The organism is Vibrio sp. D417a, assembly GCF_030248595.1.
In the GTDB taxonomy this organism is placed as follows: domain Bacteria; phylum Pseudomonadota; class Gammaproteobacteria; order Enterobacterales; family Vibrionaceae; genus Vibrio; species Vibrio alginolyticus.
In genome coordinates, this window is record NZ_JAHGAM010000011.1 from 336,285 (window position 1) to 362,427 (window position 26,143).

Below are 26,143 nucleotides of genomic sequence, written 5' to 3' on the forward strand. Positions count from 1 at the left end.
ATGCTTACCGTTTATTCGGTGACGTCACTTCTTTGCTCAAGGCTTTATCGTGCGCTTGAGAAATAATGCGTTATTTTCCCATATCCAGACTCCGATGTAATTAGATAACATGACCAGATATGGCTTACGAGCACGTGTAATTACACTAACTCTCGCTCCCACTCTCATTATTGGTTTATTACTGAGCGGCTTTTTCTCATTTAACCGCTACCAAGACCTTGAGAAACAAGTTATCACCACTGGTAACAGCATTATTGAGCCGCTGGCGATTGCCAGTGAAACTCATCTACTATCAGAAAGCCGAGAGGCGGTACGTCGCTTGATAAGCTACGCGCACCGCAAAAACTCCAAACTGGTTCGTAGTATCGCGGTATTTGATGAACATCATGAGCTCTTTGTGACCTCTAACTTTCATCCTAATTTTGAAGCCTTGATGTTTCCCAAAGATAAACCGATCCCGCAACTGGGTAATTCGGAAATCTACGAAAACTCACTGATATTGCGTGTCCCCATTTTGTCAGAAGGTCACTACTTAGCGGAGTTGTCGAACGAAAGCCAAGGCACAAAAGCGATTGGTTACATCGCCGTCGAGTTAGATCTCTCCTCCTTGAGGCTGCAACAGTATCAAGAAGTCTTCTCTGCTTTTTTAGTTCTGGTTCTCGGTCTTGGCTTAGCAAGTGTGTTTGCTTCACGTCTAATGCACGATGTGACCCAACCTATCACCCACATGAAGAATGTCGTTGACCGCATTCGCCGTGGTCATCTGGATGTGCGTATCGAAGGCAAAATGCACGGTGAGTTAGACCAGCTAAAAAATGGCATCAACGCCATGGCGGTATCGTTATCAGAATATCACGTGGAGATGCAGCACAGTATAGACCAAGCCACGTCCGACTTACGTGAAACGCTTGAGCAGCTAGAAATTCAGAACGTTGAGTTGGATATCGCGAAGAAACGCGCGCAAGAAGCGGCCAGGGTTAAGTCAGAGTTCTTGGCGAACATGTCGCACGAGCTGCGTACTCCGCTCAATGGGGTGATTGGCTTTACTCGTCAAATGCTTAAAACGCAGCTTTCTAACAGCCAAACGGATTACCTACAGACGATTGAGAAATCGGCGAACAACCTGCTGAATATCATCAATGACATTCTCGACTTCTCGAAACTTGAAGCGGGTAAGCTGGCACTCGAAAACATTCCTTTTGATTTCCGAGAAAGTTTAGAAGAGGTAATTAACCTACAAGCCACAAGTGCACATGAGAAAGGGTTAGAAATCACCCTAAAAGTGGACCCTAAAATTCCACCAGGTTTAGTTGGGGATCCACTACGTATCCAGCAAATTTTGACGAACTTAGTCGGTAACTCAATCAAGTTTACCGAGCGAGGCAACATTGATGTTAGCGTAGAAATGCGCTCTCAATCAGGAGACTCCGTCGAACTGCAATTCATGGTGCGTGATACCGGTATTGGTATCTCTGAGCGTCAGCAAGCGCAGTTGTTCCAAGCCTTTAGCCAAGCAGATGCAAGTATTTCACGTCGTTACGGCGGTACTGGTCTTGGTCTGGTTATCACTCAGAAACTGGTGAGCCAGATGGGCGGCGAAATCAGTTTAACCAGCCGTCTACACCAAGGTTCAACCTTCTGGTTTACGGTGCGCTTGCACTCAACCGAGATGCCAATGAGCGAACTGATTGAAGTGGAACTTCTGACTGGGAAGCAGTTACTGCTGATTGAACCAAACATGCAAGCCGCATCCGTAACCCAACAGATTCTAAGTCAGGAGGGTATTTTAGTAACCTACCGCTCTTCGCTACCAAACAACGAAGAACAATATGATTATGTACTGTTGAATTTAGCGGCCAACCAGACTCACGATGCGGAAGTTATTACACCTTGGATAGAACAAGCGAAACGCATGGCTCCGAGTGTTCTCCTAGGGACACCGAGTACCGAATTGGCGCTTGCGGACCAAATAATGACAGAGCATCACGTCCAGTGCCTGACGAAACCATTGTCTCGCCGTAAGTTGCTACAAAGCCTGATTAGCGAACATGTAGAATCGCCACCGGTATTAAGCGCTCCAATTACGCCAAGCGAAGGGGACCGTTTACCTCTCACTGTACTAGCAGTGGATGACAACCCTGCAAACTTGAAGCTGATCTCTGCACTGCTCCGCGAACGAGTAGAAACCGTCACCGCCTGTAGCAATGGCCAGCAAGCGGTGAACCTGGCGACAGAGAAAAAGTACGATTTAATCTTCATGGATATTCAAATGCCACAAATGGATGGGGTGACCGCTTGTAAGCACATTAAAGAGTTGGAGCTAAATAAAGACACGCCAGTGATTGCGGTAACGGCACATGCCATGGCAGGGGAACGAGACCGCTTGCTCTCGGCAGGAATGGATGACTACTTGACCAAACCTATTGAAGAGCATGTGCTACAACAGGTTTTGGTTCACTGGAACCCAAATGCTTGTACAGAGAGCATTGGCAAAGTCGCCCCTTCATACGTTGATGAACCTGAAGGAAGCGCACCACAATCCGTTTCTTCGCCTCAGCAGGATGTGATTATTGATTGGCAAGCAGCCTTGAAACAGAGCGCGAATAAAGAGGATCTCGCTAAAGACATGCTACGCATGTTGATTGAGTTCATCCCTGAAGTAGAAGCAGTCGTTGACCAAGCTCTGGAGCAAGAAGATATCTCTCGTGATGACCTAATTCATGTCATCCATAAGCTGCACGGCAGTAGTTCATATTGTGGCGTTCCAAGACTGAAGTCACTCTGTGCGACGCTTGAGCAAGCACTGCGCTCAGGGATCAGTCTTGAGGAGGTTGAGCCTGAAATGTTCGAGCTGCAAGATGAAATGATTAAAGTAACAACAACCGCAAAGTTATACCTTGAACAGTGATCTATTGAAGAGAAACAAAAGCCAGAGCAAATGCTCTGGCTTTTTAGTATTTTGTTTAAGACTTACAAGCTAGGATTCAAAAATGACCGTCGCCACAGCGTAATGACGCTCATCGGAAATGGACAGGTGAATGTGGTTAACGCCCATCGCATCCGCTATTTGCTTGGCTGTGCCCGTCAATGCGAGCACTGGTTTTCCAAGCTCATCGTTCGAGATGGAAAAGTCGTGAAACGTGACCCCTTTTGCGATCCCTGTTCCCAATGCTTTTGAGGCCGCTTCTTTAACTGCAAAGCGCTTAGCAAGATAACGACCTTGCAGCTTAAGCTGTGAGAATTTGGCCATTTCTTCTTCTGAAAGAATCCGCTGAGCAAAAGGTTCACCACTACGAGCTAACGCTTTTTCAATACGCTCAATTTCTGCAATGTCGGTCCCTAACCCTATAATCGCCATCTAGATAGCCCTATGACTGGCGAGCCTCAATCATCAGTGCTTTCATGTCAGCAACCGCTTTATTTAAACCATCAAATACCGCGCGACCAATGATTGAGTGACCAATGTTGAGTTCGTAAATTTCTGGTAATGCAGCAATTGGTGCGACATTGTGATAAGTCAGGCCATGCCCGGCATTAACAATAATACCTAGGTCATGTGCATAACTCGCACCAGCAGCAATCTTCTTCAGTTCAGCTTGCTGTTCGTCTTCTGTCGTCGCATCTGCATAGTGGCCAGTATGTAGCTCAATAAACGGAGCGCCACACTTTTTCGCAGCTTCAATCTGTTGACGGTCAGCATCAATAAAGAGCGAAACTTTAATGCCGGCATCTGTCAGCTTTTTCGTCGCAGCTTTAATTTTTTCAAGCTGCCCTACTACATCTAAGCCACCTTCCGTCGTCAGTTCTTCACGCTTTTCAGGCACTAGACACACAAACTCTGGTTTAGTTTGCAGCGCAATCTCAACCATTTCGTCCGTCACTGCCATCTCTAGATTCATACGCGTTTGAATGGTTTCACGCAGAATACGTACATCACGATCCAAAATATGGCGACGGTCTTCACGTAAGTGGATAGTGATACCGTCCGCGCCTGCACGCTCTGCAATTTCAGCAGCGTGAACAGGATCCGGGTATTTTGTACCACGTGCATTACGTAGAGTGGCAATATGGTCGATATTGACGCCTAAATAAATTGAGCTCATTTTCCGTTACTCCGTGCTCTGGGGGTCTGAATGAAAAATTCACGACTTTTTAAAGGTTTGCCGCCAAGATACGGCTTTAAGGCTATACGTGTAAAGCGTTTTGCCGCTTTTAGCTGCTCTTTAGTGACGAACCGCCGCTCACTGATAGCAATCAGTTCATTCCCTAAAAACGTTAGGTTATCGCGCCTAACCGAAGCAATAAACCCTTTCTGTTCCCGGTAACGATAGGTCATTTCTGGGTCGACGGGCTCGCCGGTACCTGCACAATGCAAAAAATCCACGCCATACCCCATCGCAGACAACAAGGCTAACTCAAAACGACGCAGTGCAGGCTCAGGGTTCTCGTTGTGCGCCAACTCGGTTAACGCATGCAAATAATCATGAAATAGTGCTGGCATCGGCACTTCAGCCATCAAAATACGGCCAATCAGTTCATTGACGTACATGGCTGAGTAGAGATTAATGCCCGTTAACGGCAAACCTAGGCTTATCGGCTCGGCTTGACGCAAAGTTTTCATTGAGCCTTTCCCCGACCATTTAAGTAATAGCGGGGTAAAAGGTTGCAATGCGCCTTTTAAGTTCGAACGCTTACTGCGCGCGCCTTTGGCCATTAAAGTCATTCGGCCATATTCCTCACTAAATACATCAAGGATTAAGCTCGATTCACTGTAAGGGCGTCGGTGCAATACAAAACAGCGCTGTAAACCTTCGGAAGACAGATTACTCATCTAAGTCATTGTGCCTAAAAAGTGTGAAATAAAAAATAAGGAGCCGAGCGGCTCCTTATTTTAATCGATACTGATTTTTCATCGATGTTGGAGCGAAGCACCTTCGCAGCCAAGATTATAAATCGTCTATATAACCCAACGATCGCAACGCTCGTTCGTCGTCTGCCCAGCCAGATTTCACTTTTACCCAAGTTTCTAGGTAAACCTTACGACCGAACAATTCTTCCATATCTAAACGCGCTTCGCGACCAATGGTTTTAATCTTCTCGCCGCCTTTGCCAATCACCATTTTCTTCTGGCCATTACGCTCAACAAGAATCAAGGCATTGATGTGGAAACCGTCGGTTTCTGGGTTGTAATCAAAACGCTCAATCTCAACCGTTACTGAGTATGGCAGCTCTTCACCAGTAAAGCGCATCAGCTTTTCACGCACAATCTCAGACGCCATAAAACGCTGAGAACGGTCAGTCACGTATTCTTCTGGGAAGTGATGCGTTGCTTTAGGTAAGTGATTACGCACGTGCTTACGCAGTACATCAATGTTCTTACCTTGCTTGGCAGAGATTGGCACAACATCCACGAAGTCCATCTTCTTCGACATCTCCGCCATGTGTAGCATCACGTCGTTACGATCTTGTACGTTGTCGACTTTGTTTACACAAAGCACAACTGGGAAGTTCGATTTTTGAAGTTTGGTCAGCACCATCTCATCGTCTTTAGTCCAATGCGTACCATCGACTAAGAAGAACACAAGGTTTACATCACTCAATGACGAGTTAGCAGCACGGTTCATCAAACGGTTGATCGCACGCTTTTCTTCAATGTGAAGTCCAGGCGTGTCGACGTAAATCGCTTGGTAATCGCCGTCCGTATCCACACCCATAATACGGTGGCGTGTCGTTTGCGGCTTACGAGAGGTGATCGAAATCTTCTGACCCAAAATCTTGTTCAAAAGTGTCGACTTACCTACGTTTGGACGACCAACAATCGCAATAAAGCCACAGTGTTGGTTTTCTGGCGAGCTTGGCTCACCCTGTGATGCGAAAAACGCATCGATATCGAATTCGTTATCAGCCATTTGTTAATTGCTCAAGTGCTGTTTCAGCAGCCGCTTGTTCTGCCTTGCGGCGGCTGGTGCCTTTACCGATTACAGGCTTATCCACACCTGCTACTTCGCACTCAACCGTGAACTCTTGGTTGTGCGCTTCACCTTTAATATTAGTCACTGTGTAGACAGGCAGCGGTTTTCTTCTGCCTTGTAGGAACTCTTGTAGGCGAGTTTTCGGATCTTTCTGTGAAACGCCTGGTTTAATGGCTTCAAGGCGTGACTGATACCAACTCAGTACAATGCCTCGCACAACTTCAAGATCACTGTCTAGGTAAATTGCGCCAATAATGGCTTCAACCGCATCGGCTAAAATAGAGTCTCGGCGAAAACCGCCACTCTTCAATTCACCTGGACCTAATTTTAAATAATCTCCTAGATCGAATTCACGACCCAGTTCCGCCAATGTATGTCCGCGAACCAAAGTAGCACGCATGCGGCTCATGTCACCTTCGTTCACTTTTGGGAAACGATGGTACAGATCATCAGCGATGACAAAACTTAAAATTGAATCGCCCAGAAACTCAAGACGTTCATTGTGCTTACTGTTGGCGCTGCGGTGCGTCAGCGCCAAATTGATAAGCCCGGCATCTTGAAACTGATAGCCGAGCTTTCTCTCTAGTTTATCAATTGGAGAATTCATACTCTCTCGATATTTGAATGGTTAGTGAATGCCACCGATGCGGTTAAAACGCACACCAGTTGGAATCCATGAAGGTAGAACACTATCTGCGCCACGATCAAACTCGAAGCTGATCCAGATCGCGACAGCTTTACCGACTAAGTTTGCTTCTGGAACAAAGCCCCAGTAACGGCTGTCAGCACTGTTGTCACGGTTATCACCCATCACAAAATACTGACCTTGTGGTACAACCCACTCTGTCGTGCCGCTACGTGGGAAATATTGCTCCACGCGGTTACGCACAAGAGGGTTAACCAAAATATTGTGCTCAACGTTACCCAATTTTTCATCCAGTTGGATCATTGGAATACCGTTCGAGCTAAACTGACTTTCTTCAACATTGCTCAGTTTAACTGGCTTACATGCCGATTCGCCTTGGCTTTGCACGCAAAGCTGCTTATCACTTGAATAACGCACGATATCACCAGGTAAACCAACTACACGCTTAATGTAGTCCACACTTGGTTGTGGTGGGTATTTGAATACCACGATATCACCACGCTCAGGCTTACCAGTTTCCACTAGCTGAGTACGCCATACTGGGTCTTTTAGACCGTACGCGTACTTCTCAACTAAAATGAAATCGCCAACCAGCAAGGTAGGCATCATTGAGCCTGATGGGATTTGAAATGGTTCGTAGATAAAAGAACGTAATACTAAAACGAACGCGATCACAGGGAAAATAGAGACGCTATTTTCAACCCACCAAGGCTGACGCTCAACTTTTTGCAAGGTCACTGCATCCAAACCATTAGACGTCTGAGCTTGAATCTCAGCCAGTTTTTCCTGACGCTTTTTCGCGAAAACCAGCTTTTCCAATAGCCAAACCACGCCAGTTACCAAAGTCGCAATAACCAACATCAGTGAGAATGTATTAGCCATTAAATTCCCTTATCTAAAAATACGAAAGTGAAAGAGCCGAAACCCTTTCACTTATTTTAATATCTAACGTCTTAAGACCGACAAGTGTGAGACAAAGTTCAACTTTAGTCTTTACCTACGTGAAGGATGGCTAGGAACGCTTCTTGAGGCAGCTCAACGTTACCGATCTGCTTCATGCGTTTCTTACCTTCTTTCTGTTTCTTCAGAAGTTTCTTCTTACGACTTACGTCACCGCCGTAACATTTCGCAATAACGTTCTTACGCAACTGTTTTACCGTTGAACGAGCGATAATGTGGTTACCAATTGCCGCTTGGATTGCGATATCAAACATTTGGCGAGGGATGAATTCTTTCATCTTCTCTACCAACTGACGACCGCGAGTCTGAGACTGATCTTTGTGTGTGATCATCGCCAATGCATCAACAGTGTCACCGTTAAGAAGAACGTCTACACGTACCATGTTCGAAGCTTCAAAACGCTGGAAGTTGTAATCCAAAGATGCGTAACCGCGTGATGTTGATTTCAGACGATCGAAGAAATCCAGTACCACTTCAGCCATTGGAATATCGTAAGTCACAGCGACTTGGTTACCGTGGTAAACCATATCAACTTGACTGCCTCGCTTTTCAACACACAGGGTGATTACATTACCTAGGTACTCTGAAGGCACAAGGATATTACAACGCGCAATCGGTTCACGAATTTCTTCAATATCATTGATCGCTGGTAGTTTTGCTGGGCTATCAACATACAGCAGATCGCCATCCGTCTTCTCAACTTCGTAAACTACCGTTGGTGCTGTGGTGATAAGATCCAAGTCGTATTCACGCTCTAGACGCTCTTGGATGATTTCCATGTGCAACATGCCAAGGAAACCACAACGGAAACCAAAGCCAAGTGCCGCAGAGTTTTCTGGCTCGTAGAATAGCGATGCGTCGTTAAGGCTTAGTTTGCCTAGTGCGTCACGGAAGTTCTCGTAATCGTCAGAAGATACTGGGAACAGACCTGCGTAAACCTGAGGTTTAACTTTCTTAAAGCCTGGTAGCGGTTTATCACAACCATTCTTCGCTAGAGTCAGCGTATCACCAACAGGGGCACCAAGAATGTCTTTGATACCACAAACAACCCAACCTACTTCACCAGTACGAAGGGTATCGGTATCTACTTGTTTTGGCGTAAAGATACCAAGGCGGTCTACACCCCAAACTTGGCCTGTGCTCATTACTTTGATCTTGTCGTTCTTCTTCAGTGAACCGTTTTTGATTCGTACCAAAGATACTACGCCAAGATAGTTATCAAACCATGAGTCAATGATCAGCGCTTGTAGCGGCGCATCAGGATCACCTTCTGGCGCTGGAATTGCTGATACGATGTTTTCTAGAACGTCCTCAACACCCAGACCTGTCTTCGCAGAACAGCGTGTTGCGTCCATCGCATCAATACCAACGATTTCTTCAATTTCTTCCGCTACACGCTCAGGATCGGCTGCTGGTAGGTCAATCTTGTTCAAGATTGGCACAACCTCTAGATCCATTTCGATCGCGGTGTAACAGTTAGCCAGTGTTTGAGCTTCAACACCTTGACCCGCATCCACAACCAATAGCGCACCCTCACAAGCCGCTAGAGAACGTGATACTTCATATGCAAAGTCAACGTGCCCCGGAGTATCGATGAAGTTCAGCTGATACGTCTCACCGTCTTTAGCGGTGTAGTTTAGCGTCACACTCTGAGATTTGATGGTGATGCCACGCTCACGTTCAAGATCCATAGAATCCAGAACCTGTGCGGCCATTTCACGATCGGTTAACCCGCCACAAACTTGGATTAGACGGTCTGATAGGGTCGACTTACCATGGTCGATGTGGGCGATAATCGAAAAGTTACGAATGTGCTTCATAGATTTAGGGTGACTAACTCTTTACAAATAGGGACAGTAAGAAACGCCATCTACTGACGGCATTTCAATCAAGTTGGCAGATTCTACCGAATTTCGTTAACGGGCGCACGTAATTTAAAGTACATACCCAAATAACCTTTAGTGGAGGGGGGCAGCACTTACTGGATTGGCTCTCCAAGTACCCGAACGAGGGTAACTTGGCGCTTGGATTCATCTTCTAACGGACGAGAAACACGTTTTGCGATCCACATTCCACCAGCGGCAAACAATACCGATGCCAATATGATGATGCCTTCCCCGCCGGCTGTCAGCGGCGCTAACAGGAAGTGACCAAACATCGCACCGATAATCAAACCAAACAATGGCAGTAAATAAACCGCCATTGCTGATTTTATTAGGCTTGACTCAGGAAAACCAATCTCGACGACTTGACCTATTTTCACCGATTTATCCGTGCGCAGGTGCCAAGATAAACTCTTGTTACCAATGGCTTTAGTAACAACGCCCGTTCCACAGCTTTTCTGTGAAGAGCAACTACTGCAACTGGTCTGCTGTTCGCAACTTAAATCAATTTCGAATTGCTTGCCGCGACGATGCACGTCTGTCACGGTAGCCAACGCGGTCATCATTGTTATTTACTCTTTGTTACATTAAATGTGACAGATTGGGCGATACGCTGTGCTGTGGTCGGTGGAATGTCTCCTACAACAGAGATTTCATGTTGACCGCTCACAAAACTGTGTAGTGTTCTTCTGCCTTGGCGAACCAACTGCCCTTTTAACGAATGCTCATCTTTGTTTGCTACGTAAACAGAGAAGCTAAACAGACCATCAGAATACAGCTGACTCTCCACCATTTGGTTAGTAACGGCCATACGATAGCGGTTGAGCTCGTTCGGCTCGAAACCCTCAGGGATCCAACCAACCTGCCAATTACTGGTCCCAATATCGCCTTTTGGCATGGTTAGAACAGCAGGTAATTGAACATCTTGCAAGCCACTCATTAACTCTGCGATTTTTGGGTTTACCGTGTAAGAAATAGTGCGATATTGTTCAAGCATTTCACCATCGCGGTCCACAAGGTCGGCACGTAACGGCAATTTACTCTTTTCATCGATCCATAGTACGTATGAATAGCGCAGACCGTCTTTAGGAACAATACGCAGCACTTGTGTTGCCACACCAGCTTCACGAGCTCTGCCCACTTTTACATAGTCGTAATACAAGTTTAGCTCATCGATATTGGTGTTGAGCATAGGCATCGTCGGAGCGACCATTTTACCTGACTCGATGGTGAACGGTTCTAAACCCGTTTCGATATAACTTACTTCAGTTCCGCGACGAATCACTTCACGCACAGGGCCACTTAAGTAGACAAGATGAGCATATTGATCGTCACCATGCGTGGCATGACGATACAGCAACGGCTCAATGCTGTTCTTTTTGATAAGGATATAAGAGAGTTCGTAACTTAAATTCTTACTCGCCTCGCTCATTTGATGCAATAAAGCCTCCGCTGGCTTATCACCAGCAAAGGCTTGAGAAGACATCATACTGAACAGAGCGCAAGCGCTGATCAGAAATTTTTTCATTCAATATCCGGATTCAGATTTGCATCTTGTTGAGATGCATCACTGTTAATTCGTAACTGCAATTCGTAGTCTCGCAGCATAGCATGAACACGCTTGCGCTGCTCTTGCATATTTGCCTCGCCTACAGAACGTTCTACAGACTCACGAGTCAAACTCACTGGTTCTGCGCTGCCAGCAAACGGAACCGTCTGCAATACAGGTAATTGATCTGTTTGCGGCGACATTGAATCGCTACCACCGTACTGCTGTACACCTAAAATAACAACAAGCGATACACATGCAGCAACAGCAACTTGACCAAACTGCGTCAACCAACCTGGCAACTGACGTTTTGCTTTTTGCGGTTCTGGTTGCGACTCTTTTGGCGTATCCGCAATTGAGATAACATTTGCACTGTGCGAATCAAACGCACGGTGTGCAGGTTCATCTTCTAACGCTAACGCCACGCTTTCAGCAATATTCCACTCAGGTTTTGCTGGCGCTTCGCCTCGCATCACATCACCAATCAGGTGATAGTTCTGCCAAGCATCACGGCTCTCTTGGTCTTGCTCTAACTCTTGAATTAAAGCCTTATCGACCAATTCTCCATCCATGAGAGCTGAAAGTTTTTCTTTGTCAGCCATTATTTTCACCATAGTTATTACTTGTACTAGCGTTGCAAAAGAGGTCTGATTTTCTTTTCCACCGCCTCACGAGCACGGAAGATACGCGATCGTACCGTTCCTACCGGGCAATCCATCACTTCTGCAATTTCTTCATAACTCAAGCCGTCGAGCTCTCGTAATGTCATTGCGGTTTTTAAATCTTCAGGTAAAGCTTCGATTGCACTGAACACCACCCGTTGCAATTCTTTGGACAACGTTAAGTTCTCAGGGTTCGATATTTCTTTAAGTGCACTACCTGTTTCGTAAAATTCAGCATCTTCAGCATCGACATCTGTCGCTGGAGGTCTACGCCCTTGAGCAACAATGTGATTTTTCGCAGTATTCACTGCAATGCGATACAGCCACGTATAAAACGCACTTTCCCCACGAAAGCTAGGGATAGCTCGGTAAGCTTTAATAAACGCTTCTTGTGCTACATCTGGTACATCGCCAGGATTACTAACGTATCTGGAAATAAGATTACATACCTTATTCTGGTACTTTGTTACCAACAGGTTGAATGCTTGCTTATCGCCATTCTGAACTCGCTCAATCAATACTTGATCGGTCAGCTGCTCGTTCATTCGAGCGGATACTCCTATTTGTTATGCCCCTACTCTTCTCAGATATGGGTACTAATTATGCAAAACGTAGTATTGACACCACTGCTTACTTGAGCACTATTGTGACCCTAACGTGAATGAGAAAGTTCCATGGTTTCTCAAGTTTTTTGTCATTGTTTTTTCACAGTGTGATGTCTGTACCCAAATGACCACCGCTGCCTGACTTTAGTCTAAGTTTGACAAGCGAGCATCTTGGAGGGAAATGGGTATAATGAATGATCTCTGTCCCAGATTGTGCTGGGTCGGGCATGGAAAAGCAATGGCATTGACAAACTATTACTTTTCATTTGCATGGCTAATGGCTATCTGAACACCGCGTTACAAATTATAACTTAGGAAGCATGCTCATGCTCTGCATGAAAAAGAAGAGTGGCTCAGTCACCGCCGTAACACGGGCGTCGATAGGTCTCCCAACTTAGCCCTTAGCGACAGATGTCGCGATAATGGAATGCACATGGTGTGCAAATAATACACAAGGTAACTTTGTTACCTTAGCTTGGGATTATAAAAGTTATATGAACACAAATCGTGAACATGAGTGTGATGTATTAGTGGTAGGGAGTGGCGCGGCAGGTTTGTCGTTGGCTTTGCGCGTTGCTAACCACTGTAAGGTGATGGTGCTGAGTAAAGGACCACGCAGCGAAGGGGCGACCTACTATGCTCAAGGCGGTATCGCTGCCGTATTTGATGAGTCAGACACCATTGATTCACACGTTGAAGACACGCAAATCGCCGGGGATGGTATTTGCGATGAGGAGACCGTAAGGTTCATTGCTGAGCATTCAAAAGAGTGTGTACAGTGGTTGATTGACGGTGGTGTCCCATTTGATCGTGAAGAAGATGACTCTGACGATGAACCTCGCTACCACTTAACTCGTGAAGGTGGTCATAGCCGTCGTCGTATTCTTCACGCGGCAGATGCGACAGGTATGGCGATGCAAACCTCCCTGCAAGATAACGCTCATAACCATCCAAACATTCATGTTCTCGAACGTCACAATGCTCTGGACTTAATCACCGAAGACAAAATTGGCGGTGATAAAAACAAAGTTATCGGTGCTTATATTTGGAACCGCAACGAAGAGCATGTCGAAACCGTGCGAGCCAAATTTGTGGTTCTCGCTACAGGTGGTGCTTCAAAGGTTTATCAATACACCTCTAACCCAGATGTGTCGTCTGGTGATGGTATTGCGATTGCTTGGCGTGCAGGGTGTCGTGTGGCGAATATGGAATTTAACCAGTTCCATCCGACGTGTTTATATCACCCAGAAGCACGTAACTTCTTGCTGACTGAAGCGTTGCGTGGCGAAGGTGCTTACCTGCGTCGTCCAGATGGCTCTCGCTTTATGCCAGATTTCGATGAACGTAAAGAGCTTGCTCCGCGTGACGTGGTGGCTCGTGCTATCGACTTCGAAATGAAGCGTTTAGGCGCAGACTGTATGTATCTCGACATCAGTCATAAGCCTGCTGACTTTATTACGAAACACTTCCCAACCATTTATTCACGTTTGATGGATTTGGGCATCGACATGACTAAAGAGCCAATCCCAATCGTACCTGCTGCACACTACACTTGTGGCGGTGTCATGGTGGATAGAAATGGCTGCACCGATCTGAAAAATTTGTATGCGATTGGTGAAGTTAGCTACACCGGGCTGCATGGTGCTAACCGCATGGCATCAAACTCACTTCTCGAATGTGTGGTTTATGCTTGGTCTGCGGCAAAAGATATTCTAAAACATCACACTAACGTTGAGCTACCCTCACAGGTGCCATGTTGGGATGAAAGCAAAGTAACCAATAGTGATGAAGAAGTGATCATTCAGCACAACTGGCACGAGCTTCGTCTGTTTATGTGGGACTACATGGGCATTGTGCGAACTGACAAACGTTTAGAGCGCGCCTTACGCCGTATCCAACTGTTGCAACAAGAAACACACGAGTACTACAGCAATTTCCGAGTGTCGAACAACTTATTAGAACTGCGTAACCTTTTACAAGTAGCAGAGTTGATGGTTCGTTGTGCGATGCAGCGTAAAGAGAGTCGAGGTTTGCACTACACGCTTGATTATCCGAACCAACTGGAAAACAGCGGACCAACGATTTTGGTTCCAGCTAAACAGCTTTAACTTTACCAATTAAACTATTACATCAACAGGGAGCATTAGCTCCCTGTTTCATTTCCCATTGGCGTAATACCAAAGATAGTTGACGATACTGCTCATCGTCACAGCTATCACGCCAAATCGTAACACTACGGCCAGATTGCAATTGGAATGTTATCTTGAATGGTGATGCCGATGTATCGACTCGCTGTAAATGACCCTTTTCGGACTCAATATCTTCCGAGTATTCGCCACATTCAAGGGCATCAAACCTAACCGAGCCATCGCAGTGCACATACCAATGCCCATGACTTGTAGGTTGAACAAGGCCTTGGCTTGAGAGAGCCTTAACAATCAGTAATAACAAATAAGTCGATAATACGAGTGGAACACTAGAGAAGATAACAGCCCAAGTCATCAATAAGAAAAGTACAACATTGAGGACTCGGGCAGTCAGAGAGGGAGAAGCAGTAAAATTAACGAACTTTGCTGAGGTTATGGGCGACAATTTTATCAACCATTGCTGCATGACCTAAATTTTCGCTACGGCCATGCCCCATTACCCAAGTAAACAGATCAGGATCATCGCATTCAAGTAAAGAAACAAAGTCACGCTGCTCTTGTTCACTCAGAGTATCAAAGCACTCTTCAAAAAACGGCATAATTACTACGTCAAGCTCAAGCATGCCTCGACGACAAGCCCATTTAATACGCGCTTTTTCTTCCGGAGTGTACATTCACTATTCCTTCATAGATGTCTTGTTGTTAGTGCGGAGTGTAACAAGGGATGTGCTACGTCACTAGTGTGCGGGTCACAATACGATAGTGAAAGCAGACAAATGTTGATTCGTAAATCGCTCCCCTAGTATCTCAAGGTTATTTGGGTATAACATAGCGGAAAAATATCTTCAAAAGGCATTGTAATTATGGAATGGCAAACTCGTTTTTCAGCATTACCTCTCTCAACTCAAGACGCACTTCCAGAGTTATCTATCTCACTGCTGGATAACTTCGGCATGATCACCATGATCGGTGACGATAAAAAATCATACTTACAAGGTCAGGTTACCTGCGATGTTGTTTCTTTAGAACAAGACCAATCAACACTGGGCGCACATTGTGATGCAAAAGGAAAAGTGTGGAGCGTGTTCCGCCTTTTCCATCATCATGATGGCTACGGCATGATCCAACCAAAATCGGCGATTGACGTAGAACTTAATGAAATAAAGAAATACGCCATTTTCTCTAAAGTAACGATTGAAGCTTCTGATGACGTTATCTTAGGTGTTGCTGGCGTCAAAGCCGACGAATTCATTTCAACAATGAGCAAGACAACTGGCAGCGTTCGCCCAGTAGACGGCGGTACAGCAGTGCAAGTTGCACAAGATCGCTGGTTACTGATATTAAGTGCGCCAGAAGCACAGCAAATCGTTGAAACTACCGACGCTGTCTTTACGACAAATGAGCTTTGGAATCGTTTCGATATTGAGGCAGGTTTACCATTTGTCTCTGCATCCGCGCAGAATGCTCACATTCCACAAGCACTCAACGTGCAAGCTTTAGGAGGCATTAGCTTCACAAAGGGCTGCTACACGGGACAAGAAACGGTAGCACGAGCGAAGTATCGCGGTACCAATAAACGTGCGATGTATATCGTAAAAGGTGCAACTTCTGCTCCATTCAGTGACGAACCAATTGAGCTCGAACGCAGCGTAGGTGAAAACTGGCGTTCAGTAGGTGCTTTATTAAATCACTACCAGTTCAGTGACAATCATGCGATTGGCCTGATCGTGCTGCCTAATAATCTCGATGAGGACACTCGTCTTCGTTTGGTTGCGCAACCAGAGTGTGAATGGACAATCGAATCACTGCCTTACAGTCTTGATGATGAGTAATACAATCAATACTCCTTTGATGCAATTTCTCACAGACCAACACATTCCGTTTCGTCTGTTACCGCATCAAAGACCAGCAACCACCATTGAGGATGCCGCGCACCAACGCGGCATTCGCCCTTCTCAAATGGTGAAAGCAATCTTGCTACGAGACATGGGTAATCAATATGCACTCGCCTGTGCGCCAGGTGATCGTAGCGTTGATCCCAAAAAAGTGCGCTCGTTACTGAAATGTCGCCGGATGACTTGTGTTGATCAAGCCGACGTTGAGTCCATCACTGGTTACAAAATTGGTACTGTCACTCCTCTGCTACTAAAACGTCATATGCCAATCGTGTTCGACCCCAGCTTACTAGAAGAACAGGAAGTCACGATCAGCAGTGGCGATCGCATGGCTGGACTGGCGCTTTCTATCCAAGATCTTATCCAATTGTGTCAGCCGACCGTAGCTGAGATCTGTCGTTAATCGTCTAAAAACAATGTAATGACACGTAGTGTTTCTATCACTGCGTGATCTCGCTCATATCTACAAAAATAGACATCAGAATTTTTAATCACATATAAAACATAAATAGTCACAAAGATAAAACTCGTATATGCTGAATTTGTTGGTTAAGTTTCAAACAAGCACTTAACCGATATAAAGTGAGTCAGCTAGCTGAGTGACAGCATTCATGCAGTTAGTTATCCACTTTTGTGTAATGCATCTGTGACTATTCGCCCGCTGAAGCGGGCTTTTTTTTACGTGGAACTTTTTCTCTTTCATTTCCTCTAATCGTTAGAACGTAAAGTGTGTTGCGCGAGGCACGACCTTAATAGGAACAACTAGCAAACAACCGTTTTCGTTCTATTCTTAATTCTGTAACAAAACTATTGCTTAATGCGTCACGTAAAAAGGAGTGTATTGGCGTAAAGGTTCCTTTAGAGAGGTTATTTTTGGGGTAATCCTCACGCTATTTAAGAGATGACACTGTCAAATTGTCTAAGACAACACAATTCTCTGACGCAACACCCTACATCTGTATTTAATACTATTGCTGTCACAATAATTTTCGCGTCCAGAACGTAGAATACCTAGGCTAGGTTAGATAAAAGGAAAGTAAATATGAGACTGTTTAAGCGCTATACACCAAGTATGATTGCTAAACATATAAGTCGTCTTTTTAAAGGAAGAATTTATATTTACGGGGTCGGTAGATTCGAGTTTGATAACGGTAAGTTAATACTGCCGGAGAAAGCAGAGCAACGCCATTTCCGAGCGGTCAAAGAGATCAATCAAGAAATAATGAAACTCCGATGCGCATATGCTTAGCAAAATGTTGATAAAACAAAGGCTGGATTAACCAGCCTTTTGTGTATTTGAAGTTCGCTTTGCACTTACTGACGCGCCAGATCCGGCAAGTGTCCCTTTAAACCAAGCGCGCGCTTCATGATCTCATCTTTCGCTCCCGGCAGTTGCCCCGCTAAACTTAAGCCAATGCCACGAACGAGCTTCTTAGCTGGGTTCTCGCCAGAGAACAAATCTCGAAACCCTTGCATAGTAGCGATCATCTTTGCCGCTTCCGCTTTTCGCCAACGCTCGTAGCTTCTTAGGTTGCGTTTACTACCGATATCTTGTCCCTGCTTCCAAAGTGCTAACACCTCTTGAGCAAGACTGGCCGCATCTAATAAACCTAAATTCACACCCTGCCCCGCTAATGGATGAATGGTATGAGCTGCATCACCAACCAGCGCGACTCGCTCGACGACAAAATCTCGCGCATAGCGCATTTTCAAAGGAAACGCAGCACGCTCTCCCACTACTTCACATAGACCAAGTCGAGCATCAAACTCACTCGTCAACGCTTTATTGAAATCATGTTCACTCATTGCCACTAACTGCTCTGCTCGATTTGGCTCCGTGGACCAAACAATAGAGCACATATCTGGTTGCGACATTGGCAAAAATGCCAACGGTCCGTGAGGAGTAAATATCTGGCGCGCAATGCTGTTGTGTGGCATGGCAGTTTTGACATTCGCGACCAAAGCATGATGACCATAGTCCCAATGCGTTAATGGAATATCCATTTGATGGCGAAGCCACGAATTCGCCCCATCGGCTCCGACCACTAATTTAGCGGTCATGGCTTGGCCATTATCGAGCGTCAGCCAGCTTTCTTGCTCACCAACCGCGAGAGTCGCGCAACGTGCGGGCATAAACATCGTGACGTTATCGAGCTTTTGGACTTGTTCAAGCAGCGCAAGTTGAATCACACGATTCTCAACAATATGCCCTAAATCAGGTTGTGCCATACTTTGTGCATTAAATTCAATGTTGGCAAAGCTATCTTGTTCCCATACTTCCATGCCATGGTAAGGTGAAGCTCGGCGCTGTTCTATGCCCTGCCAAGCACCAAGTTTACGCAAAATCGTCTCACTAGAGCGGCTCAGCGCAGACACACGAACATCGGGTAATTCTTTCAACGAATCATCTGGCACTTTACCTTCAATAACGGCGACACGCAGATCACTGTCTTTGAACGCGGCAGCAAGTGCCAACCCAACCATCCCTCCGCCGATGATGGCGATATCTACACTTTGCATCATTGCTTTTTATTACCTAATTCAGTGCGGCCGTTCATCGTTTTACCAAGCCAAGTGTATGGCGTAGTAGCGGCTGCTTAAAAATAGAAAGGTTATCCATCGCTGCTAAGGCAGTATTTCGGCCAATTCGCATCGCGGGTAAATCATTTGAAAAAACATGTACTAAGGCACTGGTTAGCCAAATAGTTTCGCTTCGATCTGCTTCTCTACGTTGACTAAAGCGCATCAGGCCTTGATAAAGACCCACATCCTCACTTTGCTGCACAATTTCTTCTGCTAGTGAGACTACATCGCGAATACCGAGATTAAAACCTTGTCCAGCTATCGGGTGCAGCGTTTGCGCCGCATTTCCAACAATCGCAAAGCGATGTGAAATATTTTGCTTTCGATGGCGAAGAAGCAATGGGTAACTTGCACGGCGCCCCACTTTTTTCATCGCGCCTAAACGCCAACCAAAATCGTTCTGTAAACGCTGGAGAAATGCTTGATCAGATAACTCAAGAACGGCTTGGGCTTCTTCAGGGTGCAAACACCAAACTAAGGACATTCGATTGTCACTCATTGGCAATAAAGCAACAGGGCCATTCTCAGTAAAACGTTCAAAGGCTCTACCTTGATGAGGTTCTTGAGTCACAATATTGGCAATGACAGCCACTTGTTCAAAATCTTGCTCAGAAAGTTCTAGACCAATTTTCTGACAACAGGTCGAAACAGCACCATCTGCAGCCACCAGCAGTTTTGCTTCAAGTTGCTCACCACTTTTCAACGTCACATGGGTACAGTTTTGCTCGCGCTCGATATCGGTAACGGAGTCAGGACAAAACAGCGTAATTGACTCGCTACTGTCTAATAATTCTTGATATACACGCCCAACATCGGCTAATTCTACAACATACCCTAGAGCTTCAACCCCAACCTCTTGCTTGGTAATCTCCGTCATCCCAGCATGAGAACGGTCAGAAACGTGGATATGTTCAATGGGTGTGACAAACGGTTCTACTGACGTCCAGAGCTGTAGTTGACGCAACAGATTGACAGTACCGTAAGACAATGCGATTGAGCGAGAGTCAAAACCAGGGTGCATATCTGATTGTGCTTTAAAAGGCTCAACGACGGCAATGCGGAGCTTTCCCTGAGACAAATGGTCAATCGCCAATGCTAACGTTGCACCAGCCATGGCACCACCAGCAATGACTACATCATATTGCTTCATACTAACCTCTGGACGGTCTACGATTAGTGAATAGTAGGTTTTTTGTCGCTGCTTTCAGGACGAACACCAAATTCAGCATGAATCGTTAGTACGCAAGCTTTGATGTGCTCAATCACTTGCTCTAGCAATTGCGCTTGTTCACCAAGATCGTCATCTTCATCAATGCCTAATTTGGCAATCTCTTCTAGATCAGCCAGTGCTTCTTTAGCGTCATCAGATGCTTTGTTAAGCGCAACGCCTGCTAGACCTAGCCCAGAAATAAAGTGGTTTACAAAGTCGGACACACTGTCGGCTAATGCAAATAAGCCTTCTTCGCCCGGCTCATCTGGCAATAGTAAAGACAGCTCCATTGATGTGCCAGTAAGCTCATTAACAGTAACGTTGAATATGCTCTGAGCAAAAGTGAGTGCTGTCGAGGGCCACCCCATCCCATCATTGGTGTAGTCAAAAAGAATCGGCTGCCAAGTTTGATCATTGATCGCCAATCCACCACTTAACATGCCAACAAATAAGCCATGTAACTCCGCCGGTGTCACAGCCAGGCTTGCCGATTGCAGTTCAGCAGCAATAGATTGGTATTCAGGAAGGGTGATTTCACTCATAACTTGGCTCATTCTTGCGTAATAATGTATTGGTATATCCTACCATCAAGGTTAGTGGTCTGAAACGGCTATCAAATTCAATTTTGGACAGCATTTGTTCAATTTGCCCAATTCCTGTGTGATCTCGTCATCATTTCTCTTTCTGTGATGGGAAATGCTTGAATCTTAATAGCGGTTTTCCTATAGTTTGCTCCTCGGTAGTTGTATGAAGCAACACCTTAGATAGCGCGAATATAGAGTTTATTCATCATGAGCAATCAAGCGATCGACGTTGAAATATTAGGCAAACTTACACGTGTGAATTGTCCGACAGGACAAGAAGAGTCTCTTGTTGCAGCGGCAAAAGATCTTGATCGCCGATTGAAAGAAATGAGCGAACGTACTAAGGTAACCAATGAAATCCAACTGCTGACCTTTGCTGCATTGAATATTTGCTATGAGTTGCACACCAAGTCATACGAATCCAATGGTCAACAGCAAGAAATTACTGAGCGAATGGAAAAGCTCACCGCGTCTTTAGAGAACGCACTAAGCAAAGTTACGCAAGGACAGCAGTAAATACAAAATTTACCCTGGGGTGTGCGTCAGCAGGATTTAAGTCCCTGAGCCGATAAGCAATACCTAAGGGTTAGTATTTGGTAACTATTGAGCAAGCTCGGCATGCACCGAGAAGCCTACGGTTGTCATTGCTGATCCGCCTTGAACCAGCTGGTTCAAGGGCCACAATCCTCAACGGCACCCTGGGGTATTCTCTCTATGTCAGACCTCTCTCGACAAGACTTCCGCAAACTGATTCGTGAAAAGCGCAACGCTCTGTGCAGTGATACGCAATACCAAGCGGGAATCGACCTTATTACTCAATTTTCCCAACTTCCTGAAATCGATCAGGCGCAACATATTGCCATCTACCTTTCTGCAGACGGTGAGCTTGATACTAAACCGCTCATTGAATGGTTATGGCAACAGGGAAAATCGGTTTATCTGCCCGTCATCCATCCCTTTTCTAAAGGTCAGTTACTGTTTCTTCAGTATATAAGTGATGAACAGCTCGTCTACAACAAGTACGGCATCTTAGAGCCCAAGCTCGATATCAGACACCTCAAACCCGTTCGCCAGCTTGATTTAATCTGCACGCCTTTAGTTGGGTTCGACAGTATCGGACACCGCTTAGGCATGGGCGGAGGGTACTACGATCGTACTCTGTCACGTTGGTTTATAACTGGAGAGGGAGCTAAACCTGTTGGTATCGCTCATGACTGCCAACATGTAGAACGCTTACCAATTGAAAGCTGGGACATTCCATTACCTAAGATCGTGACCCCAAGCCAAATATGGCAATGGGAAAGTGACAAGTAAGCCGCTATAATCACGCCCGCAAACGTTAACGAACATCTATTCAGGAGATTGGCATGACTCAAGATGAAATGAAAAAAGCGGCTGGTTGGGCAGCACTAAAATATGTTGAGAAAGGCAGCATTGTCGGTGTTGGTACTGGCTCTACCGTGAATCACTTCATCGATGCACTAGGCACTATCAAAGATGATATTAAAGGTGCAGTGTCTAGCTCTGTCGCTTCAACTGAGCGCCTTAAAGAGCTTGGTATTGAAGTATACGAGTGTAACGATGTAATGAAGCTGGATGTGTATGTTGATGGCGCAGATGAGATCAACCCAGCACGTGAAATGATCAAAGGCGGCGGCGCGGCTCTGACTCGTGAGAAAATTGTCGCAGCAATCTCTGATAAGTTCGTATGTATCGTTGACGGCACTAAAGCAGTTGACGTACTTGGCCAGTTCCCATTGCCTGTTGAAGTAATCCCAATGGCACGCTCTTACGTGGCTCGTGAATTGGTAAAACTAGGTGGTGATCCAGCTTACCGTGAAGGCGTTGTGACTGACAACGGCAACGTGATTCTGGATGTGCACAATATGCAAATTACCAACCCGAAAGAAATGGAAGACAAAATAAACGGCATCGCTGGTGTGGTGACTGTGGGTCTTTTCGCTCATCGTGGTGCAGACGTAGTGATCACTGGCACACCAGAAGGTGCAAAAATTGAAGAATAAATAACAGCCCAAAATGAACCTATCTGGTTCACTTTTCTGTTATTTCATTACATACGGTGCTGCAAGGCACCGTTTTTTATTCCTTTCTATAAGAAAATTATCTCTTATTCCGTAATTTTCTTACCCAAAGCAATTTTTTTTTGTTACTTTATTGAACAGAAGACGCACAGGGAAACGTTTGTCTTCCTACAAAACTGTTAATTATCCCCTTTTTAATAGTTTTGTCCAATGTGCGCCACATTAGCCCACCTTTCCATTTTAAGGACGAGAAAAAATGGCCAAAGTTTCACTGGAAAAAGAAAAGATTAAGATCCTCTTGTTAGAGGGACTCCACCCTTCTTCAGTTGAAGTTCTTCAAGCAGCTGGTTATACCAACATTGAATACCATAAAGGTTCCCTTCCGGAAGAAGAACTAATTGAAGCGGTAAAAGACGTACACTTCATTGGTATCCGCTCCCGTACGAACCTATCCGAAGAGGTAATCAATGCGGCGAACAAGCTGGTTGCAATTGGCTGTTTTTGTATTGGTACTAACCAAGTAAACCTAGACGCAGCAGCAAAACGCGGTATTCCTGTCTTTAATGCACCATTCTCTAACACTCGAAGCGTGGCAGAGCTTGTACTTGGGCAAATCCTTTTACTAGTGCGTGGTATTCCTGAAAAGAATGCACTTGCACATCGCGGTATTTGGAAGAAAAGTGCAGACAACTCTTACGAAGCTCGTGGTAAGTGCCTTGGCATTATCGGATACGGTCACATTGGTACTCAGCTTGGTATTATTGCCGAAAACTTAGGTATGCGCGTTTACTACTACGATATTGAGAACAAACTGTCCCTTGGTAATGCGACGCAAGTACATACCATGAGTGAACTATTGAACAAATGTGATGTGATTTCTTTGCACGTTCCCGAAACACCGGAAACGAAAAACATGATGGGTGAAGCTGAATTTGCTCGAATGAAACCAGGTTCCATCTTTATCAACGCGGCACGTGGCACCGTTGTGGATATTCCTGCACTTTGCCATAGCTTAGAAGCTGGTCACCTTGCTGGCGCTGCAATTGATGTATTCCCAACTGAACCAAAAACGAATGCTGACCCGTTCGAGTCTCCTTTACAAAAATTCGATAACGTCATCCTCACTCCACACGTTGGTGGTTCAACACAAGAAGCACAAGAAAATATCGGCTTAGAAGTGGCGGGTAAACTGGCTAAGTACTCTGATAACGGATCGACACTTTCAAGCGTAAACTTCCCTGAAGTGTCATTACCAGAACACAGTGGTGAGTGCTCTCGTCTGCTTCATATCCACAAGAACCGTCCTGGTATCCTAACTCAGATCAACACCATCTTTGCTGAAGAAGGCATTAACATTGCCGCGCAGTACCTACAAACAGCCGCTGAAATAGGCTACGTAGTGATCGACGTTGAAACTGAACGCTCAGAAGAAGCTCTAACAAAGCTCAAAAACATTGAAGGCACAATCCGTGCTCGTATCCTTCACTAAACAGTGAAACAGAAACGACAAAGGCAGGGGTTATGACTCCCTGCCTTTTGCTTTTTACTGTTTGCTAAGCCTTACTTTAGCTTATAAATGACATCGACTTGATCGCGAATGATCATAGTTGAATCTTGGTAGCTATTCGCTCCTTCTTTACTATCCATCGCCATTGAACGCATTAACACAGGCTGAACGTGCATCTGTCTGTAATTGATCTGCCATACATCGCCCAACTTTTTCTCAAAACCCGTCGCTAATGACCCTGCTTTTTCTCTTGCGTCCTTAATCGCAGCCATTCGTGCCTTTTGCTGATACTCGGCTTGGTTGCTTACCTTAAGTTGAATATTATCAACCTGATTAATTCCCGCCTCTAACGCCATATCTAGGTATTGGTTAAGGTTTTTCAGATCCGTCACCGTGACATCAATACTGCGAGATGCTCGATACCCAACAAGTTCTGCTTTCCCTGATTTAGGGTAATGGTACTGAGGAGCAAGGTATAAATTCGAGCTAGTAATATTGTCTTTTGACAAGCCGGCATCCGATAAGCTTTTTAGAAACTCTTCAACGGTTTTATCTACGGACAATTTCGCTTGTTCGGCCGTCATTGTCGTATCGACTACTTTTACAGAAAACGTAGCCATATCAGGTGTGGCCGTCACTTCGCCATACCCCGTTGTCGTAACATGAGCAAACTCTGGCGTATTCGCCAAAACTGAAGCACTGGTAAGGCTGAGTGCTGAAGCCAGCAAAAATGAATACAATTTCATTCAATAAATCCATCCATACAAAATTAAGTACTTAATCTCAGATTCCAACATCACTATCATGGCTGAGAAAGCGTGTGGTTTCATAATAGAAACTTCCGCCGATTATCCAAGCACCCATAGTGACTTCTAACACAACTTTGACTATGTAACATTGGCGTAATTTTTAAACAAAACACACTTAAGTTAACGATATGCAGCTCTGACAAACTTATTGAGGTAGATGCTGCTGCGCATATCCCACTATCGCGTGTGAGATTTCTTGTAATACCCCAGTCTCTAACTGCCAGTGGTGCCAATAAATCCGATGGGACATTAAAAAACCTGGAGTCACATCAACCAACACACCTCTGTCTAATTCGTCGGTAATTTGCAAGCGGGGGATCAAGCAATAAGCAACACCAGCTAACGCCACTTTTAGAAACGCTTCAGAACTACTGATGTTGTGATGAATAACGCTGTCAGGATTGACGTTAAAATGCTCGGTAAGAAATGTTTTATGTAGATCATCATATTGGTCATATGAAACGGCCGGTGCTTTTGCCAATGTCTGATTATTTACGCCTTTAGAAAAATAACGCTGATAGAACTCTGGGCTCGCGACACAAACATAATCGATGCGACCTAAATAGTCTGCTCTGCATCCGGGGATTGGCTGGGACTCCAAGCTGATCGCTCCTGTCACTTCGCCACTTTTGAGTTTTTCAATAGAGCGGTATTCACCATAGATAGTCAGTTTTAGTTCAACTTGACGCTGCTTCATAACATTTTGCAGCGCTGGCAGTAGCCATGTTGCAAGGCTATCTGCATTAGTCGCTAAAGAGAGTTGCACAGGTCGCGTACTGGTATCATTCTTTAGTTCGGGGAGAATTTCATGCTCTAGCAAGCGTACTCGCCGATAAAGACCCAACAATTTTTTACCAATTGGCGTTGGCTTAGGTGGCTGGCTTCGAATTAAAACAGGCTGCGCGAGAAACTTCTCTAACTGCTTGATACGTTGAGAAATGGCGGATTGAGAAACAAATAAATGCTCGGCAGCACGCTCAAAGCTACCCTGATAAACTATAGCGTCTAATGCCTCAATCCATTTGTAATCTAACCCTCGCATACCTTTCCTCTCACTCCTGATCAAACGCCTCCCGTTAAATTAGTCTA

At 45.3% G+C, this 26,143-nt stretch carries 27 protein-coding genes and 1 other RNA gene; 10 read left to right on the forward strand and 18 right to left on the reverse strand.

The window, feature by feature from the left end; genetic code table 11:
* The first annotated feature begins 109 nt into the window (after window positions 1–109).
* Window positions 110–2,908 (forward strand): two-component sensor histidine kinase BarA, encoded by a 2,799-nt coding sequence (barA, locus tag KI742_RS13325; RefSeq protein ID WP_033907441.1) that lies wholly within the window; start codon window positions 110–112, stop codon window positions 2,906–2,908.
* 69 nt (window positions 2,909–2,977) lie between these two features.
* On the opposite strand, the gene acpS is transcribed toward barA, so the two are convergent.
* The 11 genes from acpS to rpoE all read right to left on the reverse strand — a co-directional run bounded on the left by acpS (window position 2,978) and on the right by rpoE (window position 12,217).
* Window positions 2,978–3,358: a holo-ACP synthase gene (acpS, locus tag KI742_RS13330; protein ID WP_005380927.1), complete on the reverse strand. Its 381-nt coding sequence runs from the start codon at window positions 3,356–3,358 to the stop codon at window positions 2,978–2,980.
* A gap of 10 nt (window positions 3,359–3,368) precedes the next feature.
* A complete protein-coding gene (pdxJ, locus tag KI742_RS13335; protein WP_005384579.1) occupies window positions 3,369–4,103 on the reverse strand; it encodes a pyridoxine 5'-phosphate synthase in 735 nt (244 codons plus the stop codon).
* Window positions 4,100–4,831: a DNA repair protein RecO gene (gene recO, locus KI742_RS13340; protein ID WP_005384578.1), complete on the reverse strand. Its 732-nt coding sequence runs from the start codon at window positions 4,829–4,831 to the stop codon at window positions 4,100–4,102. Before recO ends, pdxJ begins: the two co-directional genes overlap by 4 nt.
* Before the next feature lie 115 nt (window positions 4,832–4,946).
* Window positions 4,947–5,909: a GTPase Era gene (era, locus tag KI742_RS13345; RefSeq protein WP_005380931.1), complete on the reverse strand. Its 963-nt coding sequence runs from the start codon at window positions 5,907–5,909 to the stop codon at window positions 4,947–4,949.
* The gene (gene rnc, locus KI742_RS13350) at window positions 5,902–6,579 is read right to left on the reverse strand and encodes a ribonuclease III (protein ID WP_005380932.1); all 678 of its coding nucleotides are present in this window, start codon (window positions 6,577–6,579) and stop codon (window positions 5,902–5,904) included. Before rnc ends, era begins: the two co-directional genes overlap by 8 nt.
* Before the next feature lie 21 nt (window positions 6,580–6,600).
* The gene (gene lepB / locus KI742_RS13355) at window positions 6,601–7,500 is read right to left on the reverse strand and encodes a signal peptidase I (RefSeq protein ID WP_005380933.1); all 900 of its coding nucleotides are present in this window, start codon (window positions 7,498–7,500) and stop codon (window positions 6,601–6,603) included.
* 104 nt (window positions 7,501–7,604) lie between these two features.
* Window positions 7,605–9,398 (reverse strand): translation elongation factor 4, encoded by a 1,794-nt coding sequence (gene lepA / locus KI742_RS13360; RefSeq protein WP_158156859.1) that lies wholly within the window; start codon window positions 9,396–9,398, stop codon window positions 7,605–7,607.
* A 158-nt stretch (window positions 9,399–9,556) separates the two neighbouring features.
* A complete protein-coding gene (locus tag KI742_RS13365; RefSeq protein ID WP_005380936.1) occupies window positions 9,557–10,027 on the reverse strand; it encodes a SoxR reducing system RseC family protein in 471 nt (156 codons plus the stop codon).
* Window positions 10,028–10,029: 2 nt separating this feature from the next.
* Complete coding sequence (rseB, locus tag KI742_RS13370; RefSeq protein WP_005380941.1) at window positions 10,030–10,989, reverse strand: sigma-E factor regulatory protein RseB; 960 nt, start codon at window positions 10,987–10,989, stop codon at window positions 10,030–10,032.
* A complete protein-coding gene (locus KI742_RS13375; RefSeq protein WP_005380944.1) occupies window positions 10,986–11,612 on the reverse strand; it encodes a sigma-E factor negative regulatory protein in 627 nt (208 codons plus the stop codon). The genes rseB and KI742_RS13375 overlap by 4 nt, the downstream gene beginning before the upstream one ends.
* Before the next feature lie 26 nt (window positions 11,613–11,638).
* On the reverse strand, window positions 11,639–12,217 hold the full coding sequence (gene rpoE, locus KI742_RS13380; protein WP_005380946.1) for an RNA polymerase sigma factor RpoE: 579 nt from the start codon (window positions 12,215–12,217) through the stop codon (window positions 11,639–11,641).
* Window positions 12,218–12,771: 554 nt separating this feature from the next.
* Between rpoE and nadB the strand changes: the two genes are divergently transcribed.
* The gene (gene nadB, locus KI742_RS13385) at window positions 12,772–14,385 is read left to right on the forward strand and encodes an L-aspartate oxidase (protein WP_005380947.1); all 1,614 of its coding nucleotides are present in this window, start codon (window positions 12,772–12,774) and stop codon (window positions 14,383–14,385) included.
* 22 nt (window positions 14,386–14,407) lie between these two features.
* On the opposite strand, the gene KI742_RS13390 is transcribed toward nadB, so the two are convergent.
* Both KI742_RS13390 and KI742_RS13395 read right to left on the reverse strand, forming a co-directional pair.
* Complete coding sequence (locus KI742_RS13390) at window positions 14,408–14,869, reverse strand: protein YgfX (protein WP_262665979.1); 462 nt, start codon at window positions 14,867–14,869, stop codon at window positions 14,408–14,410.
* On the reverse strand, window positions 14,838–15,098 hold the full coding sequence (locus KI742_RS13395) for a succinate dehydrogenase assembly factor 2 (protein ID WP_005380951.1): 261 nt from the start codon (window positions 15,096–15,098) through the stop codon (window positions 14,838–14,840). The genes KI742_RS13390 and KI742_RS13395 overlap by 32 nt, the downstream gene beginning before the upstream one ends.
* 189 nt (window positions 15,099–15,287) lie before the next feature.
* Between KI742_RS13395 and ygfZ the strand changes: the two genes are divergently transcribed.
* The 3 genes from ygfZ (at window position 15,288) to KI742_RS13410 (ending at window position 17,568) form a co-directional block, all read left to right on the forward strand.
* Window positions 15,288–16,256 (forward strand): tRNA-modifying protein YgfZ, encoded by a 969-nt coding sequence (ygfZ, locus tag KI742_RS13400; protein ID WP_054577171.1) that lies wholly within the window; start codon window positions 15,288–15,290, stop codon window positions 16,254–16,256.
* A complete protein-coding gene (locus tag KI742_RS13405; protein ID WP_005384562.1) occupies window positions 16,249–16,722 on the forward strand; it encodes an aminoacyl-tRNA deacylase in 474 nt (157 codons plus the stop codon). Before ygfZ ends, KI742_RS13405 begins: the two co-directional genes overlap by 8 nt.
* Before the next feature lie 639 nt (window positions 16,723–17,361).
* Window positions 17,362–17,568, forward strand: coding sequence for a DUF1107 domain-containing protein (locus tag KI742_RS13410; protein ID WP_005380970.1), 207 nt, complete (start codon window positions 17,362–17,364; stop codon window positions 17,566–17,568).
* 65 nt (window positions 17,569–17,633) lie between these two features.
* Here the strand turns inward: KI742_RS13410 and KI742_RS13415 are convergent, their stop codons facing one another.
* From KI742_RS13415 to KI742_RS13425, 3 genes are read right to left on the reverse strand one after another with little or no spacing between them, the layout of a single operon-like run.
* Window positions 17,634–18,842 carry an FAD-dependent 2-octaprenylphenol hydroxylase gene (locus KI742_RS13415; RefSeq protein ID WP_154205028.1) on the reverse strand — a complete coding sequence of 403 codons (1,209 nt, stop codon included), beginning with the start codon at window positions 18,840–18,842 and terminating at the stop codon, window positions 17,634–17,636.
* Window positions 18,843–18,873: 31 nt separating this feature from the next.
* Window positions 18,874–20,052 (reverse strand): 2-octaprenyl-6-methoxyphenyl hydroxylase, encoded by a 1,179-nt coding sequence (gene ubiH / locus KI742_RS13420; protein ID WP_005380974.1) that lies wholly within the window; start codon window positions 20,050–20,052, stop codon window positions 18,874–18,876.
* A 23-nt stretch (window positions 20,053–20,075) separates the two neighbouring features.
* A complete protein-coding gene (locus KI742_RS13425; protein ID WP_005380976.1) occupies window positions 20,076–20,654 on the reverse strand; it encodes a YecA family protein in 579 nt (192 codons plus the stop codon).
* Window positions 20,655–20,903: 249 nt separating this feature from the next.
* On the opposite strand from KI742_RS13425, the gene KI742_RS13430 reads away from it, so the two are divergent.
* From KI742_RS13430 to serA, 5 genes are all read left to right on the forward strand, one after another.
* Window positions 20,904–21,212, forward strand: a complete 309-nt coding sequence (locus tag KI742_RS13430; protein ID WP_005384553.1) for a cell division protein ZapA — start codon at window positions 20,904–20,906, stop codon at window positions 21,210–21,212.
* 8 nt (window positions 21,213–21,220) lie between these two features.
* A non-coding RNA gene (gene ssrS, locus KI742_RS13435) (6S RNA) lies at window positions 21,221–21,405 on the forward strand.
* A gap of 5 nt (window positions 21,406–21,410) precedes the next feature.
* Window positions 21,411–22,010: a 5-formyltetrahydrofolate cyclo-ligase gene (locus KI742_RS13440; protein ID WP_005384552.1), complete on the forward strand. Its 600-nt coding sequence runs from the start codon at window positions 21,411–21,413 to the stop codon at window positions 22,008–22,010.
* Window positions 22,011–22,063: 53 nt separating this feature from the next.
* Window positions 22,064–22,720, forward strand: coding sequence for a ribose-5-phosphate isomerase RpiA (gene rpiA, locus KI742_RS13445; RefSeq protein WP_005380982.1), 657 nt, complete (start codon window positions 22,064–22,066; stop codon window positions 22,718–22,720).
* Between the two features lie 274 nt (window positions 22,721–22,994).
* Window positions 22,995–24,227, forward strand: coding sequence for a phosphoglycerate dehydrogenase (gene serA / locus KI742_RS13450; protein WP_005384551.1), 1,233 nt, complete (start codon window positions 22,995–22,997; stop codon window positions 24,225–24,227).
* Window positions 24,228–24,298: 71 nt separating this feature from the next.
* On the opposite strand, the gene KI742_RS13455 is transcribed toward serA, so the two are convergent.
* Together KI742_RS13455 and KI742_RS13460 are read right to left on the reverse strand one after the other, a co-directional pair.
* Complete coding sequence (locus tag KI742_RS13455; protein WP_005384550.1) at window positions 24,299–24,991, reverse strand: oxidative stress defense protein; 693 nt, start codon at window positions 24,989–24,991, stop codon at window positions 24,299–24,301.
* 208 nt (window positions 24,992–25,199) lie between these two features.
* Entirely contained in the window at window positions 25,200–26,096 is an 897-nt protein-coding gene (locus tag KI742_RS13460; protein ID WP_005380990.1) for a LysR family transcriptional regulator ArgP, read from the reverse strand.
* Between the last annotated feature and the right edge of the window lie 47 nt (window positions 26,097–26,143).

Coding starts and splice junctions, on each gene's coding strand:
- barA (WP_033907441.1), top strand. CDS start 110: ATGACCAGATATGGCTTACGAGCACGTGTAATTACACTAACTCTCGCT.
- acpS (WP_005380927.1), bottom strand. CDS start 3,358: ATGGCGATTATAGGGTTAGGGACCGACATTGCAGAAATTGAGCGTATT.
- pdxJ (WP_005384579.1), bottom strand. CDS start 4,103: ATGAGCTCAATTTATTTAGGCGTCAATATCGACCATATTGCCACTCTA.
- recO (WP_005384578.1), bottom strand. CDS start 4,831: ATGAGTAATCTGTCTTCCGAAGGTTTACAGCGCTGTTTTGTATTGCAC.
- era (WP_005380931.1), bottom strand. CDS start 5,909: ATGGCTGATAACGAATTCGATATCGATGCGTTTTTCGCATCACAGGGT.
- rnc (WP_005380932.1), bottom strand. CDS start 6,579: ATGAATTCTCCAATTGATAAACTAGAGAGAAAGCTCGGCTATCAGTTT.
- lepB (WP_005380933.1), bottom strand. CDS start 7,500: ATGGCTAATACATTCTCACTGATGTTGGTTATTGCGACTTTGGTAACT.
- lepA (WP_158156859.1), bottom strand. CDS start 9,398: ATGAAGCACATTCGTAACTTTTCGATTATCGCCCACATCGACCATGGT.
- KI742_RS13365 (WP_005380936.1), bottom strand. CDS start 10,027: ATGATGACCGCGTTGGCTACCGTGACAGACGTGCATCGTCGCGGCAAG.
- rseB (WP_005380941.1), bottom strand. CDS start 10,989: ATGAAAAAATTTCTGATCAGCGCTTGCGCTCTGTTCAGTATGATGTCT.
- KI742_RS13375 (WP_005380944.1), bottom strand. CDS start 11,612: ATGGCTGACAAAGAAAAACTTTCAGCTCTCATGGATGGAGAATTGGTC.
- rpoE (WP_005380946.1), bottom strand. CDS start 12,217: ATGAACGAGCAGCTGACCGATCAAGTATTGATTGAGCGAGTTCAGAAT.
- nadB (WP_005380947.1), top strand. CDS start 12,772: ATGAACACAAATCGTGAACATGAGTGTGATGTATTAGTGGTAGGGAGT.
- KI742_RS13395 (WP_005380951.1), bottom strand. CDS start 15,098: ATGTACACTCCGGAAGAAAAAGCGCGTATTAAATGGGCTTGTCGTCGA.
- ygfZ (WP_054577171.1), top strand. CDS start 15,288: ATGGAATGGCAAACTCGTTTTTCAGCATTACCTCTCTCAACTCAAGAC.
- KI742_RS13405 (WP_005384562.1), top strand. CDS start 16,249: ATGAGTAATACAATCAATACTCCTTTGATGCAATTTCTCACAGACCAA.
- KI742_RS13410 (WP_005380970.1), top strand. CDS start 17,362: ATGAGACTGTTTAAGCGCTATACACCAAGTATGATTGCTAAACATATA.
- KI742_RS13415 (WP_154205028.1), bottom strand. CDS start 18,842: ATGATGCAAAGTGTAGATATCGCCATCATCGGCGGAGGGATGGTTGGG.
- ubiH (WP_005380974.1), bottom strand. CDS start 20,052: ATGAAGCAATATGATGTAGTCATTGCTGGTGGTGCCATGGCTGGTGCA.
- KI742_RS13425 (WP_005380976.1), bottom strand. CDS start 20,654: ATGAGTGAAATCACCCTTCCTGAATACCAATCTATTGCTGCTGAACTG.
- KI742_RS13430 (WP_005384553.1), top strand. CDS start 20,904: ATGAGCAATCAAGCGATCGACGTTGAAATATTAGGCAAACTTACACGT.
- KI742_RS13440 (WP_005384552.1), top strand. CDS start 21,411: ATGTCAGACCTCTCTCGACAAGACTTCCGCAAACTGATTCGTGAAAAG.
- rpiA (WP_005380982.1), top strand. CDS start 22,064: ATGACTCAAGATGAAATGAAAAAAGCGGCTGGTTGGGCAGCACTAAAA.
- serA (WP_005384551.1), top strand. CDS start 22,995: ATGGCCAAAGTTTCACTGGAAAAAGAAAAGATTAAGATCCTCTTGTTA.
- KI742_RS13455 (WP_005384550.1), bottom strand. CDS start 24,991: ATGAAATTGTATTCATTTTTGCTGGCTTCAGCACTCAGCCTTACCAGT.
- KI742_RS13460 (WP_005380990.1), bottom strand. CDS start 26,096: ATGCGAGGGTTAGATTACAAATGGATTGAGGCATTAGACGCTATAGTT.